15 protein-coding genes, 2 tRNA genes and 2 rRNA genes are annotated in these 14,976 nt (G+C 40.1%); 4 read left to right on the top strand and 15 right to left on the bottom strand.

All coding sequences use genetic code 11. The features are described 5' to 3' along the window. The first annotated feature begins 226 nt into the window (after window positions 1–226). Complete coding sequence (locus M3183_RS17660; protein ID WP_251471808.1) at window positions 227–1,375, top strand: ArgE/DapE family deacylase; 1,149 nt, start codon at window positions 227–229, stop codon at window positions 1,373–1,375. A gap of 475 nt (window positions 1,376–1,850) precedes the next feature. Here the strand turns inward: M3183_RS17660 and groL are convergent, their stop codons facing one another. Both groL and groES read right to left on the bottom strand, forming a co-directional pair. Continuing rightward, window positions 1,851–3,488, bottom strand: a complete 1,638-nt coding sequence (gene groL / locus M3183_RS17655) for a chaperonin GroEL (protein ID WP_251471807.1) — start codon at window positions 3,486–3,488, stop codon at window positions 1,851–1,853. A gap of 204 nt (window positions 3,489–3,692) precedes the next feature. Then, entirely contained in the window at window positions 3,693–3,977 is a 285-nt protein-coding gene (gene groES / locus M3183_RS17650; protein ID WP_251471806.1) for a co-chaperone GroES, read from the bottom strand. A 277-nt stretch (window positions 3,978–4,254) separates the two neighbouring features. Between groES and M3183_RS17645 the strand changes: the two genes are divergently transcribed. Both M3183_RS17645 and M3183_RS17640 read left to right on the top strand, forming a co-directional pair. Further along, the gene (locus M3183_RS17645) at window positions 4,255–4,980 is read left to right on the top strand and encodes a CPBP family intramembrane glutamic endopeptidase (RefSeq protein WP_251471805.1); all 726 of its coding nucleotides are present in this window, start codon (window positions 4,255–4,257) and stop codon (window positions 4,978–4,980) included. After that, complete coding sequence (locus tag M3183_RS17640) at window positions 4,977–5,177, top strand: YdiK family protein (RefSeq protein ID WP_251471804.1); 201 nt, start codon at window positions 4,977–4,979, stop codon at window positions 5,175–5,177. The genes M3183_RS17645 and M3183_RS17640 overlap by 4 nt, the downstream gene beginning before the upstream one ends. 48 nt (window positions 5,178–5,225) lie before the next feature. Here M3183_RS17640 and M3183_RS17635 read toward each other — a convergent pair whose 3' ends face one another. From M3183_RS17635 to moaC, 5 genes are all read right to left on the bottom strand, one after another. Next, window positions 5,226–5,936, bottom strand: a complete 711-nt coding sequence (locus M3183_RS17635) for a cytoplasmic protein (RefSeq protein ID WP_251471803.1) — start codon at window positions 5,934–5,936, stop codon at window positions 5,226–5,228. A 15-nt stretch (window positions 5,937–5,951) separates the two neighbouring features. Then, window positions 5,952–6,674 carry a polymer-forming cytoskeletal protein gene (locus tag M3183_RS17630; protein WP_251471802.1) on the bottom strand — a complete coding sequence of 241 codons (723 nt, stop codon included), beginning with the start codon at window positions 6,672–6,674 and terminating at the stop codon, window positions 5,952–5,954. Window positions 6,675–6,686: 12 nt separating this feature from the next. Next, entirely contained in the window at window positions 6,687–7,310 is a 624-nt protein-coding gene (locus tag M3183_RS17625; protein ID WP_251471801.1) for a YhbD family protein, read from the bottom strand. 233 nt (window positions 7,311–7,543) lie between these two features. After that, window positions 7,544–8,200: a redox-sensing transcriptional repressor Rex gene (locus M3183_RS17620; RefSeq protein ID WP_251471800.1), complete on the bottom strand. Its 657-nt coding sequence runs from the start codon at window positions 8,198–8,200 to the stop codon at window positions 7,544–7,546. Window positions 8,201–8,280: 80 nt separating this feature from the next. Then, window positions 8,281–8,775, bottom strand: a complete 495-nt coding sequence (gene moaC, locus M3183_RS17615) for a cyclic pyranopterin monophosphate synthase MoaC (protein WP_251471799.1) — start codon at window positions 8,773–8,775, stop codon at window positions 8,281–8,283. A 157-nt stretch (window positions 8,776–8,932) separates the two neighbouring features. Here moaC and M3183_RS17610 point away from each other — a divergent pair, with 157 nt between their 5' ends. Continuing rightward, window positions 8,933–10,852, top strand: a complete 1,920-nt coding sequence (locus tag M3183_RS17610) for an ABC-F family ATP-binding cassette domain-containing protein (RefSeq protein ID WP_251471798.1) — start codon at window positions 8,933–8,935, stop codon at window positions 10,850–10,852. Between the two features lie 530 nt (window positions 10,853–11,382). Here the strand turns inward: M3183_RS17610 and tsaD are convergent. The 8 genes from tsaD to M3183_RS17570 all read right to left on the bottom strand — a co-directional run. Further along, the gene (gene tsaD, locus M3183_RS17605; RefSeq protein ID WP_251471797.1) at window positions 11,383–12,414 is read right to left on the bottom strand and encodes a tRNA (adenosine(37)-N6)-threonylcarbamoyltransferase complex transferase subunit TsaD; all 1,032 of its coding nucleotides are present in this window, start codon (window positions 12,412–12,414) and stop codon (window positions 11,383–11,385) included. Continuing rightward, the gene (gene rimI / locus M3183_RS17600) at window positions 12,411–12,860 is read right to left on the bottom strand and encodes a ribosomal protein S18-alanine N-acetyltransferase (RefSeq protein ID WP_251471796.1); all 450 of its coding nucleotides are present in this window, start codon (window positions 12,858–12,860) and stop codon (window positions 12,411–12,413) included. The genes tsaD and rimI overlap by 4 nt, the downstream gene beginning before the upstream one ends. Before the next feature lie 11 nt (window positions 12,861–12,871). Further along, a complete protein-coding gene (tsaB, locus tag M3183_RS17595; RefSeq protein ID WP_251471795.1) occupies window positions 12,872–13,579 on the bottom strand; it encodes a tRNA (adenosine(37)-N6)-threonylcarbamoyltransferase complex dimerization subunit type 1 TsaB in 708 nt (235 codons plus the stop codon). Then, window positions 13,576–14,031 carry a tRNA (adenosine(37)-N6)-threonylcarbamoyltransferase complex ATPase subunit type 1 TsaE gene (tsaE, locus tag M3183_RS17590; RefSeq protein WP_251471794.1) on the bottom strand — a complete coding sequence of 152 codons (456 nt, stop codon included), beginning with the start codon at window positions 14,029–14,031 and terminating at the stop codon, window positions 13,576–13,578. The genes tsaB and tsaE overlap by 4 nt, the downstream gene beginning before the upstream one ends. Before the next feature lie 175 nt (window positions 14,032–14,206). Further along, window positions 14,207–14,283: transfer RNA gene (locus M3183_RS17585), tRNA-Asp, on the bottom strand. 3 nt (window positions 14,284–14,286) lie between these two features. Beyond that, window positions 14,287–14,360 (bottom strand) — tRNA-Met (locus M3183_RS17580). Between the two features lie 54 nt (window positions 14,361–14,414). Next, window positions 14,415–14,530 (bottom strand): 5S ribosomal RNA (gene rrf, locus M3183_RS17575). Between the two features lie 208 nt (window positions 14,531–14,738). Continuing rightward, a 23S ribosomal RNA gene (locus M3183_RS17570) occupies window positions 14,739–14,976 on the bottom strand; the annotation flags it as partial.

The raw sequence follows: 14,976 nt of genomic DNA, 5'->3' as shown, positions 1-14,976 counted from the left end.
GGCCTTTGAAGTTTAAAAATGTCTTTTGTGAAATTATTCGAATGATAAAGCTTAGAAATTATTCAGCAAATATTTTAGAGGAAAGGCCACACCACCAGGCTTTCTAGGTGTAAAGGAGTATAGTAGTTCCGCTGAGTCCTAAGCGGCTACTTTTAATGGACTTTTGGGTAAAATAAAGTTGCATTCTTATTTAGGAAAGACAGGTAAAATTTTGGAGGGAATTAGTATGAAACATTTTACAGATGAAGAAAAGATAAATATTTTATCTGACATTATAGCGATTAAATCTATTAATGAAAACGAAATCGAAGTGGCAAATTACTTGAAAGCTTTATTTGCTGAATACGGTATTGAATCTAAAATTGTCCCAGTTACAGACACTCGTGTTAACTTAGTGGCTGAAATTGGAAGCGGGAGTCCAGTCATTGGCGTTTCTGGTCATATGGATGTCGTTTCTCCTGGTGATGAAAGCGAGTGGACTTCAGATCCGTTCACATTGACAGAAAGAGACGGAAAATTATACGGACGTGGAACAAATGACATGAAAGCAGGTTTAGTAAATCTTGCTATAGTGATGATTGAACTCAAAGAAAATAATGAACTAGAAAATGGCACTGTCCGTTTTATGGCAACGACTGGTGAAGAAGTCGGCGGCGCAGGTTCTAAAAAAATATACGAAGAAGGCTATATAGAGGATGTAGATTATCTATGGGTAGCTGAACCTTCTCATGACACAATTATTTACTCTCACAAAGGATCACTTAACTTGCGTGTAACATCTATTGGTGAAGCAGCACACAGTTCTATGCCTGACCAAGGTTATAACGCAATTAATCCATTGATGAAATATCTATTAGAAATAGAAGAAAAATTGAATGGCGATAATCGTAAAAATGAAGTTCTAGATAAGTTGGTTATGAGTACAACTATTTTTAATGCAGGGAACCAAGTAAACTCAGTTCCGGAAAAAGCAGCAGCTGAAATAAACGTGCGTACTATTCCGGAATTTGATAACGATGAAGTCATTGACTTATTCCACACAACAGCTGACAAATACAATAAAGAAGGCTCTGATATTAATGTTGAAGTGACAATGTCATTACCAAGTGTTTTCACCTCAGGACAGTCTGAAATGATTGATCTTGCTAAAGAACTCGGTAAAAAATATTTAAATTTGGAAATTTCTGTTAAAGACTCGCCAGGGGTGACGGACGCATCAAACTTATTACGAGGTAAAGATGCCAACTTCCCATTCATGATGTTTGGTCCAGGCGAAACAAAAATGGCACACAAAACAGATGAATACGTCTACAAAGATTACTACTTTGCATTCTTCGATATCTATAAAGAGCTAATTTTAGGATTATCGAAATAAAAGAGGTTTTTTATATAATAAAGAGGTGACTGCCATTTTTGGTGGTCGTCTCTTGGTGCTTTGGTTTTTATTAACTCTCAAGATGCACATAAACAATTAGCAGTAGATGAACGAAAACTTTTGATTGAATTAAACCCTCTATTTCTTAATAAAGTATCGCACTCTCTTAAATCTGTTCAAAATAGAATGGCAAGACTAAATCCTGAGTTAACACCTCAAACACATACATCGGTTCTTGCTGAGGCTAAAGCTGCTTTAGAACAGCTTATGAATCCACGGAACGGTTAGGGCATTCCGATAAGCAAATTACGAAAAATGTGTACATCCACGTTACCCAAGAAATGAAAAAAGAGGCTTCCCATAAGTCCGTGAACTTATGAGAAGCCTCAATTAATATCCTCAATATTTGCAAAATGTCAGCATTCCACTATCATCTTACATAAAACCCTCATATATCAAGGGGTTTGGGCGATGATTACATCATGCCGCCCATTCCACCCATGCCGCCCATGCCGCCCATATCAGGCATTCCGGCACCAGCAGGTTCTGGTTTGTCAGCAACAACTGCTTCAGTTGTTAAGAACATAGCAGCAACAGATGCAGCGTTTTGAAGTGCAGAACGAGTAACCTTAGTTGGGTCAACGATACCAGTGTCAATCATGTTTACCCATTCGCCGGTAGCAGCGTTGAAGCCTACGCCGATTTCTTCACGTTTTAAGCGGTCAACGATAACTGATCCTTCAAGTCCAGCGTTTTGTGCAATCGTGCGGACAGGCTCTTCGATTGCGCGAAGAACGATGTTAATACCAGTTTGAACGTCGCCCTCTTCTTCAAGCTGTGCTACTTTATTGTAAACATTTAGAAGGGCAACGCCTCCTCCAGATACAATACCTTCTTCAACAGCAGCACGAGTAGAGTTCAATGCGTCCTCGATACGAAGTTTGCGCTCTTTTAATTCAGTTTCAGTTGCAGCACCAACTTTGATTACTGCTACACCGCCAGCTAATTTAGCTAGACGCTCTTGTAATTTTTCTTTATCAAACTCAGAAGTAGTTTCTTCTAATTGAACGCGGATTTGGTTTACGCGAGCTTGAATGTCTTCAGTTGAGCCAGCACCTTCAACGATTGTTGTGTTTTCTTTTGTAACAACAATTTTCGCAGCGCGGCCTAGTGAACCAATTTGAGTTGATTTAAGGTCACGGCCAAGCTCTTCAGTGATTACTTCACCGCCTGTTAATGCAGCGATGTCTTCAAGCATTGCTTTACGACGATCACCAAAGCCAGGGGCTTTAACAGCTACTGCATTGAATGTTCCGCGAAGCTTGTTCACTACTAATGTAGCAAGTGCTTCACCTTCAACATCTTCAGCAATCAAAAGTAATGGTTTGCCTTGTTGTACAACTTGCTCAAGTACAGGAAGGATTTCTTGGATACTAGAAATCTTTTTGTCAGTAATTAAGATATATGGATTATCTAATTCAGCTTCCATTTTATCTGTATTAGTTACCATGTATGGAGAAGCATATCCACGGTCAAACTGCATACCTTCTACTACATCTAATTCAGTTGTGAAGCCTTTAGATTCTTCAATCGTGATAACACCGTCGTTGCCAACACGCTCCATTGCTTCAGCGATTAATTGGCCGACTTCATCGTCAGCAGCAGAGATAGATGCAACTTGAGCGATTGAAGATTTGCCTTCGATTGGTTTAGAAATTGCTTTTAGCTCTTCAACAGCCGTAACAACTGCTTTTTCAATCCCTTTACGAATTCCCATTGGGTTCGCACCAGCTGTAACGTTCTTTAAGCCTTCACGGATCATTGCTTGTGCAAGAACAGTTGCAGTTGTTGTACCGTCACCGGCAACATCGTTTGTTTTGCTTGCTACTTCAGCAACAAGTTTAGCACCCATGTTTTCAAAAGCATCTTCTAATTCAATTTCTTTTGCAATCGTTACACCGTCGTTAGTGATTAATGGTGAACCGAATTTTTTCTCAAGAACCACGTTGCGTCCTTTAGGTCCAAGAGTTACTTTTACTGCATCTGCAAGTGTATCAACACCGCGAAGCATTGCGCGGCGAGCGTCTTCACTAAATTTAATCTCTTTAGCCATTGTTCAAAAACCTCCTCATATTTTAAAACATGTCAATAATTCTATTAGTTTTGATAACTGTTTAACTCCAGTGCCCAGCGTCTATTGTCCTTCGCTCTTCTCCCTACGATAAGTCAACATCGAATCGCTATGCTCTTCGTGTTTCCTTTATCTATGTCGAAGCGCTCCAAGCCATACGCCGCTAAACGGGCGCTTCCGCTTTTCTTATTCAACGACAGCAAGAATGTCGCTTTCACGTAAAATTAAGTATTCTGTGCCCTGATATTTTACTTCTGTACCAGAGTATTTTGAGAAGATAATGCGATTGCCGACAGAAACTTCTAGTGCCACACGTTCTCCATTGTCAAGGACGCGGCCAGTACCTACAGCAACCACTTTCCCTTCCTGCGGCTTTTCTTTTGCTGAATCCGGTAATACGATACCGCTGGCAGTTTTTTCTTCGGTTTCTACTAGTTCGATGATAATACGATCACCTAATGGTCTAATCACTTAAAACAACCTCCTCAAATATGTTTTTCGGTCATTTATTAGCACTCGGTAACGATGAGTGCTAACACAATTATTATAATAAAGAATCTTACAATCTTTTGCAAGTGAGAAGCATAAAATATTTTCAGAAATTACTCCTTTTTTTCCACCTTATTAAGTATAGGAAAAACCTATCTTTCTATACCTCTTAAGAATTGAAAAGTTTTCAAAATTGAATAGGGCTTTTTTTAAGGGTAAAATGGTTTTTATATGAGTTTAATTAAAGGGGACTACATATTTGAAAAAGGAATATTGGATTATTTTGATTGTTTACATCGGTATGCAGTTTTCGACCTTTATCGGAATTCCGGCACTGGTATGGATTTTTAAATATTGGGGGATGAATAAAACTTTGGCTGTTCCGGTCTGGCTGATTATCAGCTTTACCGCTGCCTTAATTATTATTCTCTTTCTATTAAGAAGTGAAAGACATGGGCCAGGTTTAAGGGGAAATGACAAAAGTTCGTTCGGTCTCTCACTTACATGGGCTGTTTCAGGTTTCTTCCTGGCACTGTTTTCCCAGTATGCTGCAGCCATTATCGAGAACCTGCTTGGTATTAAACCTGGCTCAGAGAATACACAGCAAATCTTAACGATTATTGATATTCTGCCTTTAACGATCATTGTAACGAGTATCATCGGTCCTATTTTAGAAGAAATTGTATTTCGGAAAATTATCTTCGGCAGCCTATATCGGCGTTTTAACTTTATCATTTCGGCGCTTATCAGTGCCGTCATCTTTGCTTTAGCCCATATGGACTTTCAGCATATTATCATTTATGCAGCAATGGGACTGACGTTTGCCTTCCTTTATGTAAAGACTAATCGAATCATTGTCCCTATTTTTGCCCATGTTACCATGAATACCATGGTCGTTATGGTCCAATATGTATTCAAAGATGATATCGAAAGATTGCAGCGGAATATTGATGCTGTGCAAAACTTTATCGGAGGATTTTTATGAGACGTTCACCTTTGTTTTCAGGTATAATCTATTTTATCTTAGGCGCATTGTTTACCTACTTTGCCATTGACGATGTCCAAAAAGGAGGCTGGGGATTTTTCAGCTATCTGCTCGTCATCCTAGCCACCTTTGATTTTGGCTCTGGTTTAAAAATGTTCTTTTTCCATTTTAAATATAAAGATCGGCTGAAAAAGTAAACGGGTGTTGGGCTCATGTAGATTACATGGTGCCTGACACCCGTATTTTTATCCCTTTGTTTTTGTTTTTATGGTGGATGACGGATGGAGGCTCAACTCATTAACATACTCTACTAAGCCGATTTGGCAGCCCGGGCCAATGTTCACCATGTTTCCGCGGACAATTTCAGCGGTTGTATTCTCTAAATAAATTTGATCGCCTTCAATAAGTTTGGCAGATAAGGTGCCAGTCTCTTTACCGAAGGGAAACAGCGTGTTTTTCTTTCTTTTCACGATAATTTTCCCGCCGCCGATTTCTTCAGCAGAGCTTTGCCCGAACCCTAATGCAACTTTAATGTTTTCTGCTGTTAATAGTCCTCTGATTTCAAACCCGCCGCTTGAATCAAATGTTTCATATTCTACATTCCCCTTCACTGCTATGCTCCCCTTGATGATAGCTGTTTCACCAGTCAGGGGTCCATCCGTTTCCAGCAGCCCCATAATCTTCATTTTTTTCAAATAAGCACGGTTCCTTACCGCCATGGTTCCCATGACAAGTGTTTCATCTGATTCGACTTTATCTTTAAATTCAGCCTCGCCAAATATCTTGATAAATCCAGTTTTGACATGTTTCATCGCTTCACTTGTACCATAGACATGAAAGGCAGAACATTCGACTTCATTGATTATCGTTCCTTCACCGCGGATGCTTATTTTATTGTAATGACCTCCAGGGTAACTTCCCGTTCCATTTATCGCTAAATTCCCGTTCTTTTCCATCCTTTTCTCCCTCCATTAAACCTGTTTGGCGTCCTTTACGACAGTATTTCGGTCCTGATGGAAATCCTCCGTATACTCAACAACATCAATCTGACAATTAGGGCCGATTTTCACATGATGGCCGCGCACGATCTTAGCAGTTGTATTTTCGAGTTCAATTTTATCGCCTTCAATAATGTCTGTTTCCAATTGTGTTTTAAAAAATGACTTGAGCAGCATCCCCACAAAGGATCCCTTGTGTTGTTTTACGATAATGGTCTGCCCGCCTATTTCCTTCGCTTTGCATTCACCATAAATTTTCATATCGATTTGTTCCGCATTTAAAAGTCCGCCAATCGTAAATCGATACCCGCCTTTAAATATTTCTGTTTCGCAATCTCCGTTCACCGTTAAGTATCCGTGAATATTCATTTCTTCACATTTAACTTTACCGCCAACCGTTGCTTTTCCTGACACCTTTAAATGTTTCGTATTCAGATTTTGCTCAAATTTAGCCGTTCCATCAACCGTTATGTTCTGACTTTCAACATTTTCTTTGAACCTTGCATTCCCATTAGCCTTAACAGTGTCAGCCATTACGCTCCCCAGCATCGTCCCTGACCCGTTACATTCTAATTTTTTACACTCTAAATGGCTGTTTACCGTTCCCCTGCCATTTAACTTGACAAGGTTAAATTGTCCGCCATTCGATGAACCTAATCCATTTATGACTAAATCTCCTTTGCTCTGAATATTCATGGCCAATCCCCTTTATAATAGTTTTGATTTCATTTCTTCCATACATGTCATCAGCGAAAGCTGAATCACCTTTTTTGTTCCCGGATCAAAATAAAATGCTTCTGTATTCACCAATATCATGCAGGATGACACACCCAGTTTACGGGTAATGATCAGCTCGCAGTTTTTTTGCTTGATTTGTTGTGCAGCTTCTTTTAGAACCTGAAGGAGCATTTTCCCCTCTTCTAAATTAATTTCCCCTGATTGCAGAAGCTTTTCTAATACATAAACTTCAAGTAATCTTGAAAAATTAAAATTGCTGCCGCCTTTTTCTACATCCAAATATAAATTCATAACAGACTCTGAAACAATGTTACGTTTTATAATCTCGTCCTTTGTTATTTGTAAATCAGAAACATTAGGTGAAAACATAGATGCCAGTTCATCTAACGAAAGATGATCTTTCATTGTTTGGATTTTCTCAATTCTCTCTAAAATTTTTTCCTTTGGGAAAAAGGTTTCCTGGCCAGTAAACGTTGATTTACGAATAAACCATTCTTCAGGAATCAGGTCCTTCCGCTTCCAGCGATATAACTGTCCGTACGAAATTCCTGTCATATCCAGCAGCTCTTTCTTTGAAATTAACTCCTCGCTCATGTAAATGAACCCCTTTCTGATTTATAATGTAACATAACACTGTTACGCAGTAAAGGAAAACTTACTTCAAAATTTATATAAATGGCGTCCAACGATCGCCACTCGGACTTCTGAATAGAAAAAAAACGCCATTTTACATAAAGGCGGTTTCCATAAAATAATATTGGAAAAAGAACACTACTTTCTTTGTTTAAAAAATAAAGAGCCTTCTAAATTTAGAAAGCCCCTTCTCTTTATTCTTCTATTTCTTCAACATTAGGATAATGCTTCAAAAAGTACACGAGTGATTGAAGTTCCACTGCCAGGTCAATATGATGGACCCGGATGTCCTTTGGAACATTGAGTCTCGCTGGAGTAAAATTCAAAATCCCCTTTACATTTGTTTTAATAAGATGGTCCGTAATCATTTGTGCAGCTGGTGCTGGCACCGTTAGAATGATTACTGTAATCTGTTCCTCCAGTAAATACTTTTCCAGCTCATCCATTGAAAAAACCGGAACTTCTCCGATGAATGTTCCAATTTTGGCAGGGTCTACATCAAAGGCACAGGTGATTTTTGTATTGTTATTTTTTAAAAAGTTATAGTTTAAAAACGCGGTTCCAAGATTACCTACCCCAACCAATGCTACTTTTGTTAATTCATCTTGGTCTAAAGTTTTACGGAAGAAGGTCAGCAGATAATTCACATTATATCCGTAACCCTTCTTTCCCAATGCTCCAAAATAGGAGAAATCCCTGCGGATTGTTGCCGAGTCTACTTTTACAGCTTCACTTAATTCAGCAGATGAAACCCGCTGTTTGCCGGAAGAATGCAGATTTTTTAAAAACCGATAGTACAAGGGCAGCCTTTTCGCTGTTGCCTGTGGGATTTTGGTTGTTTCATTTGTCATCTCTTCTACACCCCGCTTTTAAGATCATATTCTTCAACACCCCGTATGAATTTGGGCGCAGCCGCTTGTTTAATTATGTATTACATCTCTTCGATTCTTTTAAAATCACCGTTTTTACCACCGGTCTTTTCCATTAAATAGGTTGGTCCTATGATCATGCCCTTATCTACGGCCTTGCACATATCATAAACTGTCAGGGCACATGCAGAAGCAGCTGTTAACGCTTCCATCTCTACGCCGGTATGACCCTTTGTTTTGACAGATGCAGCAATTCGAAGCCTGAATTGATGGTTGTCAGCCTTCTCCCATGAAAAGCTGATATTGACACCTGTTAAGGGAATGGGATGGCACATCGGAATAATCTCCCATGTCTTCTTTGCCGCCATAACCGCCGCAACCTGTGCAACTGCCAGAACATCGCCTTTTTTCATTTCATGGTTGGTAATTTTTTGATAGATTTCTTCACTTACTGTGATACTGGAATAAGCAAGAGCTGTCCGTGCCGTTTCCGGTTTATCACTCACGTCGACCATCTTTGCTCTTCCTTCTTCATTAAAATGAGTAAAATCAGCCATAAAAAATGCCTCCTAACCAATATACTATATTTTTGTATGTCTGTGTGTGAAACTTTGAACTATCGGTATATTTTTTTATACTAATACGTCTCTTCCCCTATTATTGCCGTCATTCTGGGAATACGGTACACTAATTCTAGTATAGAGGTGAATAAACATGATTTTACTGCAAGTAAACCAACTACAAAAATATTATGGTGCTGACCTTATTTTATCGAATATAAAGCTAGAATTACAAACCAGGGACCGCGTTGCCCTTGTCGGCCGCAACGGCGCTGGGAAATCAACATTATTAAAGATTATTGCCGGACAATTATCGTATGATGGCGGCGAAATCATCAAACCGAAAGATGCAGCCATCGGATATTTAGCCCAAAATACGGGTTTGGAATCGAATCTGTCTATCTGGGAGGAAATGCTGAGTGTATTTGACAGGCTGCGGGGCATGGAACAATCATTGCGGAAACTTGAAGAACAGATGGCCGATCCTGCTGTTTTTAACGATTCGGAAAAATATGAACGGATTCTGCATGAATATGACCAGCTCCAGGTTCAATTTAAAGAACTCGGAGGGTATCAATTTGAAGCAGATATCCGCTCCGTCCTTCACGGATTAAATTTCCGTGATCATTCATTGATGATTTCAAGCTTAAGCGGCGGACAAAAGACGCGTCTTGCACTTGGAAAATTACTTTTAACAAAGCCGGATATTTTAATTTTGGACGAGCCGACTAATCATTTGGATATCGAAACACTCTCCTGGCTTGAGCAGTATTTACAAGGATATGACGGAGCCATTTTAATTGTCTCCCACGACCGTTACTTTTTAGATAAAGTAGTGACACAGGTTTATGAATTATCACGCAACCGGATTGCACGCTTTACCGGCAATTACAGCGCCTATCTTGAGCAAAAGGCAGCCAATTATGAGCGTGACATGAAGCTTTACGAAAAACAACAGCAGGAAATTGCCGCATTGCAGGATTTTATTCAGCGGAACATTGCACGGGCAACTACCACCAAACGGGCACAAAGCCGCCGTAAAAAGCTCGAGAAAATAGAGATCATGGACCGACCCCTTGGAGACGAAAAATCTGCTAGTTTTTCGTTTGAAATTGAAAAACAAAGCGGGAATGATGTTTTATCAGTTAACTCACTGGCAGTAGGATATGATGGTGAAAAGGTATCAGAAAATATCTCTTTCCGTGCATTTAGAGGGGACAGTATTGCTCTTGTGGGACCAAATGGAATTGGTAAATCTACCTTATTAAAAACGGTCATTAAAAAATTGAAGCCTCTTGGCGGGGAAGTGCTGTATGGGACCAATTTATCAATTGGCTATTATGACCAGCAGCAGGCAGAATTAACCTCAAACAAGCGGGTACTAAACGAGCTTTGGGATGACTATCCATTAAAACCCGAAAAGGAAATCCGGACAGTACTCGGGAACTTTCTTTTTTCCGGTGATGATGTGTTAAAAGTCGTGTCATCCTTAAGCGGTGGTGAAAAGGCTAGACTTGCTTTAGCCAAGCTGATGATGGAAAAAGCCAACCTGCTCATTCTGGATGAGCCGACCAACCATCTCGATCTTGACAGCAAGGAAGTCCTAGAGAATGCTTTAATTGATTACCCAGGGACACTTTTGTTTGTATCCCATGATAGATATTTTATCAACAGGATCGCAACAAAGGTGGTAGAGCTTAGCCAGGAAGGCAGTACAGAATTCCTCGGTGATTATGATTATTATGTTGAGAAAAAGCTGGAACAGGAAGAATTGGCAGCATTAGAGCAGGCTTGTTCGGCAAATAAGACAGCCGCTTCGGAGAGTTCGGAAAAGGTTAATTATCAACAGGATAAAGAAAATAAGAAATTGGAACGCAAACGTCAGCGGAAGCTGGAAGAGATTGAACAGCAAATTGAACAATTGGAAGAGCAAATTCAAGAGTTTGATCAGCTTCTATGCGATCCAGAGGTTTTTCAAGATCATGAAAAGGTCATGGACATTAATCAAGAAAATGAAAAGGCCAAAGCTGAGCTTGAAAAATTGATGGATGAATGGGCTGAGCTGGCAGAATAAATAGTTAAAGCATTACAATATGGCTGCCGTTTTTCATAAGTATGGCAGCCTATTTCTTTTGTTTGGGACTTCTCCACAGGTTTAAATAAACTTTAAATGATAAACAAACAACTTCTCCACAAACTTATACACAATATGGATAGCTTAATAACAGATATGAACTAGGTTTTCCACATTATCCACAACAAAACTCCACTTTATCCACATTATCCACATGAATAACATAGTTATCCACAATCATCATATTTTGATAAAAAAATTATCCACAAAATATCTTATTCAAACGTTTGTTTAACCTATATATGACCAATGTTTTAAGGGCTTCTGTTTAATCAATTAAACGTTTGATTAACTTTTAAGGGATTTAATCAAACATTTGTTTAACTTTTAGTATGATTTAATTAAACGTTTGTTTAATTAAAAGACTCTATTTATACCAATACTTCCACCGTTTCAACTAAACGTTTGTTTGACTTTTAGCTTATTGCCATTTTTTTAATCAAATGTTTAATTAAAAAAACCTCCCCTGTTTAGGAGAGGTCGTCGTTATTAAATAATTCAATATCCAGTCCTGGAATGGCATTCAAAGACAAATCTGCCCTGATTCCTTTATCAAACATCACACTTCCGGCTGCACCGATCATTGCCGCATTATCGGTGCAAAGGGATAAAGGCGGTATGACCAATTCTACCTCTAAACTAGAAAATGCCTCTTCTAATGCATTTCTTAACCCTTTATTTGCCGCAACACCACCGGCAACCAGCACCTGTTTTACCCCATACTCTTCAACTGCATCTACTGTTTTCTTCACTAAAACATCAATAACACTTGCTTGAAAGCTTGCAGCCAAATCTTCAGGAGCAATGGTTTCGCCGCGCTGCTCCGCATTATGAACAGTATTGATGACCGCTGATTTTAATCCGCTAAAACTGAAATCATAGGAGCCATCCAGCCAAGCTCTTGGTAAATCGATGGTTGGACTGCCTTCATGAGCTAACCGGTCTATATGCGGCCCGCCTGGATACGGCATATTCAATACCCTGGCTACCTTGTCATAGGCCTCTCCAGCTGCATCATCCCTTGTCTCGCCAATCACTTCAAAGTGTCCATGCTCCTTCATATACACAAGCTCTGTATGTCCCCCAGAAACAACCAATGCAATCAGAGGAAATTTCAGTTCAGCTACCAGCCTATTTGCATAAATATGCCCAGCTATATGGTGAACCGGCACAAGCGGCTTTTGATGAGCAAACGCTACTGCCTTTGCCGCATTAACCCCTATTAAAAGAGCACCAACTAAACCAGGTCCTTCTGTGACAGCAACCGCATCGATATCAGCCATTGATACATCTGCCTGTTTCAAAGCTTCATCCAATACAATGGTAATCTGCTCAACATGATGTCTTGATGCAATTTCCGGAACCACACCTCCGAACCGCTTGTGGCTTTCAATTTGCGATGCAACTACATTTGCTGCAATTTCCCGGCCGTTTTTAATAACCGCCACGGCTGTTTCGTCACAGCTTGTTTCAATACCTAAAATTAACTGATCTTTTTTCATAAGTTCACCCACATTACTAAGGCGTCTTCCTGATTATCCGAATAATAATTTCTTCGAATGCCGCCATTTTGAAATCCCATTTTTCTGTACAGGGATTGTGCAATATGATTTGTCACTCTTACCTCTAGTGTCATACTCTTTGCGCCCATTTGGCGGGATACATCAATAAGCTCCCTCATCATGGCATCTCCAAGCTTTTTCCCCCTGTATTCAGGGAGAATAGCCACATTTGTTACATGAGCCTCGTCAATGACAATCCATACTCCACAGTATCCAATCACCTTTTGCTCGTGTTCAAGCACTATATAAACTGCAAATTTATTATTATGCAGTTCATTATAAAAAGCTTCCCTGCTCCAAGGTAATGTAAAGGAAGCATGCTCTACTTCCAATACCTGATCGATATCCTCTTCCCTCATATAACGAAAAACATACGAATCTTCCATCTTTCAAAGTCCTATCCATTTAAGATTTTTCCTTGTTTTTCTAACCATTTTGCCTCTGCTTCAGCTAAGCGAATATAATTCGGTACAAAAGTATGTACATCTTCACCTGGCTTGTCTTTTCCTAACCATGCTAATTCCGATGGACGGGGGTTTTGTTCTGTTGCATCCGCAAAGATAGCCATTGAACCCAATCCCTCTTCAAATGTTGTTTGATGAAGAGGCACATCATTTCCAACAAACAAAATCGGCCGTTCCATTTTTGCTAATTTTGGTGCCCAATCGACAGCCATCGTCAACTGATCTGGTTCAACAGCTGTAAGCTTGCCATTTTCGAAATGGTATAAACCCGTATAGACTTGTCCCCTTCTGGCATCAAATATAGGGGATACATATCCTTCGAAGCGTCTTGCCGGTCCAGCTGCTAAAACTGCCAAACTGGAGACCCCCACTAATGGTATATTTAATGACCATGCTAATGTCTTAGCAATCGTAACACCGATTCTTACTCCTGTATAGGAGCCTGGTCCTTTGGCAGTGACTATTTTTGTTAAATCAGCCGGACTCTTTTCACAATCCTTCAAGAGTGTCTGAATGGCTGGCATAATTCGAATGGAATGGTTCTTTTTTAAATTTGTTATATATTCGCCAATTACTTGATCCTCATGGAAAAGCGCTACCCCCAACGGATTGTTAGACGTATCAATCGCTAAAATTGTCATTGAAAAATCTCCTTACATAATTGCTCATAACGCGGACTTTCAGGACGCAGGGCAATTCTCCTTTGATCGTTTTCTTGATGATAAATATAAATAGTTAACAGATCACTTGGGAGCTGCTCTTTAATTAAATGAGCCCATTCCACTACTGTGACACCATCACCCTCAAAGTATTCATCAAACCCCAAGTCCTCTAATGAATCGGCCACTCGGTATACATCCATATGGTATAAAGGCAGCCGCCCCTTATACTCCTTAATAATGGTAAAAGTAGGACTATTTACGGTCCTCTTAATGTTCAATCCTTTGGCTAAACCTTTGGTAAAGGTGGTTTTACCTGCCCCTAAATCCCCTTCAAGAGCAAGGATATCACCCGGTTGCAGCAATGCAGCAAGTCTTTCCGCGAATTGAGAGGTTTCCTCAGAATTATGTGTTATTAGTTCATATTCAGCCATTTAATCACCTATTTACTGTTTAAAAATCTCTTATTATCATTTTACCTTATTTTTATACAAAAAAACCTTAGGATGTTTCCTAAGGCGGTATTTTTCAGTATCTAGTTCAAGTAAAAAACATAATCAAACATAAAAAAAGCCGAAACAATGTTTCGAACCCGCTTTTTTATAAAAGTGGCGGTCTGGACGGGACTCGAACCCGCGACCTCCTGCGTGACAGGCAGGCATTCTAACCAGCTGAACTACCAGACCAGATTGCGGGGGCAGGATTTGAACCTGCGACCTTCGGGTTATGAGCCCGACGAGCTACCGGACTGCTCCACCCCGCGATAATATAAATTATAAAGTTTTCATTCTACACCATTAAGGTAAGAAATTAAACAGCCCGGCAGCGTCCTACTCTCACAGGGGCAAGGCCCCAACTACCATCGGCGCTGAGAAGCTTAACTTCCGTGTTCGGTATGGGAACGGGTGTGACCTTCTCGCCATCACCGCCGGACTATTTATTTGTTGAGGTTTCATTCCCTCAAAACTAGATAATAGAGAAGAAGTATGTTAAGAACGAGTTCGCTTTAAGAATTGCTGTCTAGCTGCGGCTCCTAACTTCTCGGCCGTTTCGGTCCGTCCCTTCAAATCCTAAAACCAGGATTTGCAGTGCCAGCCCTCCAACGTCTGTCGAAGTTGAACAGTCGCCTTCGCTTTTCGCTTTGGTTAAGTCCTCGATCGATTAGTATCAGTCAACTCCACATGTCACCATGCTTCCATCTCTGACCTATCAACCTGATCATCTTTCAGGGATCTTACTAGCTTACGCTATGGGAAATCTCATCTTGAGGGGGGCTTCATGCTTAGATGCTTTCAGCACTTATCCCTTCCGCACATAGCTACCCAGCTATGCCTTTGGCAAGACAACTGGTACACCAGCGGTGCGTCCATCCCGGTCCT

It is taken from the genome of Neobacillus mesonae (assembly GCF_023715155.1).
In the GTDB taxonomy this organism is placed as follows: domain Bacteria; phylum Bacillota; class Bacilli; order Bacillales; family Cytobacillaceae; genus Neobacillus; species Neobacillus mesonae_A.
This window is presented reverse-complemented; position numbering and strand designations above follow the sequence as displayed.

Bases quoted from the DNA above. Each gene is read 5' to 3' on its own strand.
- M3183_RS17660 (WP_251471808.1), top strand. From the start codon at position 227: ATGAAACATTTTACAGATGAAGAAAAGATAAATATTTTATCTGACATT.
- groL (WP_251471807.1), bottom strand. From the start codon at position 3,488: ATGGCTAAAGAGATTAAATTTAGTGAAGACGCTCGCCGCGCAATGCTT.
- M3183_RS17640 (WP_251471804.1), top strand. From the start codon at position 4,977: ATGAGACGTTCACCTTTGTTTTCAGGTATAATCTATTTTATCTTAGGC.
- M3183_RS17635 (WP_251471803.1), bottom strand. From the start codon at position 5,936: ATGGAAAAGAACGGGAATTTAGCGATAAATGGAACGGGAAGTTACCCT.
- M3183_RS17630 (WP_251471802.1), bottom strand. From the start codon at position 6,674: ATGAATATTCAGAGCAAAGGAGATTTAGTCATAAATGGATTAGGTTCA.
- M3183_RS17625 (WP_251471801.1), bottom strand. From the start codon at position 7,310: ATGAGCGAGGAGTTAATTTCAAAGAAAGAGCTGCTGGATATGACAGGA.
- M3183_RS17620 (WP_251471800.1), bottom strand. From the start codon at position 8,200: ATGACAAATGAAACAACCAAAATCCCACAGGCAACAGCGAAAAGGCTG.
- moaC (WP_251471799.1), bottom strand. From the start codon at position 8,775: ATGGCTGATTTTACTCATTTTAATGAAGAAGGAAGAGCAAAGATGGTC.
- M3183_RS17610 (WP_251471798.1), top strand. From the start codon at position 8,933: ATGATTTTACTGCAAGTAAACCAACTACAAAAATATTATGGTGCTGAC.
- tsaD (WP_251471797.1), bottom strand. From the start codon at position 12,414: ATGAAAAAAGATCAGTTAATTTTAGGTATTGAAACAAGCTGTGACGAA.
- rimI (WP_251471796.1), bottom strand. From the start codon at position 12,860: ATGGAAGATTCGTATGTTTTTCGTTATATGAGGGAAGAGGATATCGAT.
- tsaB (WP_251471795.1), bottom strand. From the start codon at position 13,579: ATGACAATTTTAGCGATTGATACGTCTAACAATCCGTTGGGGGTAGCG.
- tsaE (WP_251471794.1), bottom strand. From the start codon at position 14,031: ATGGCTGAATATGAACTAATAACACATAATTCTGAGGAAACCTCTCAA.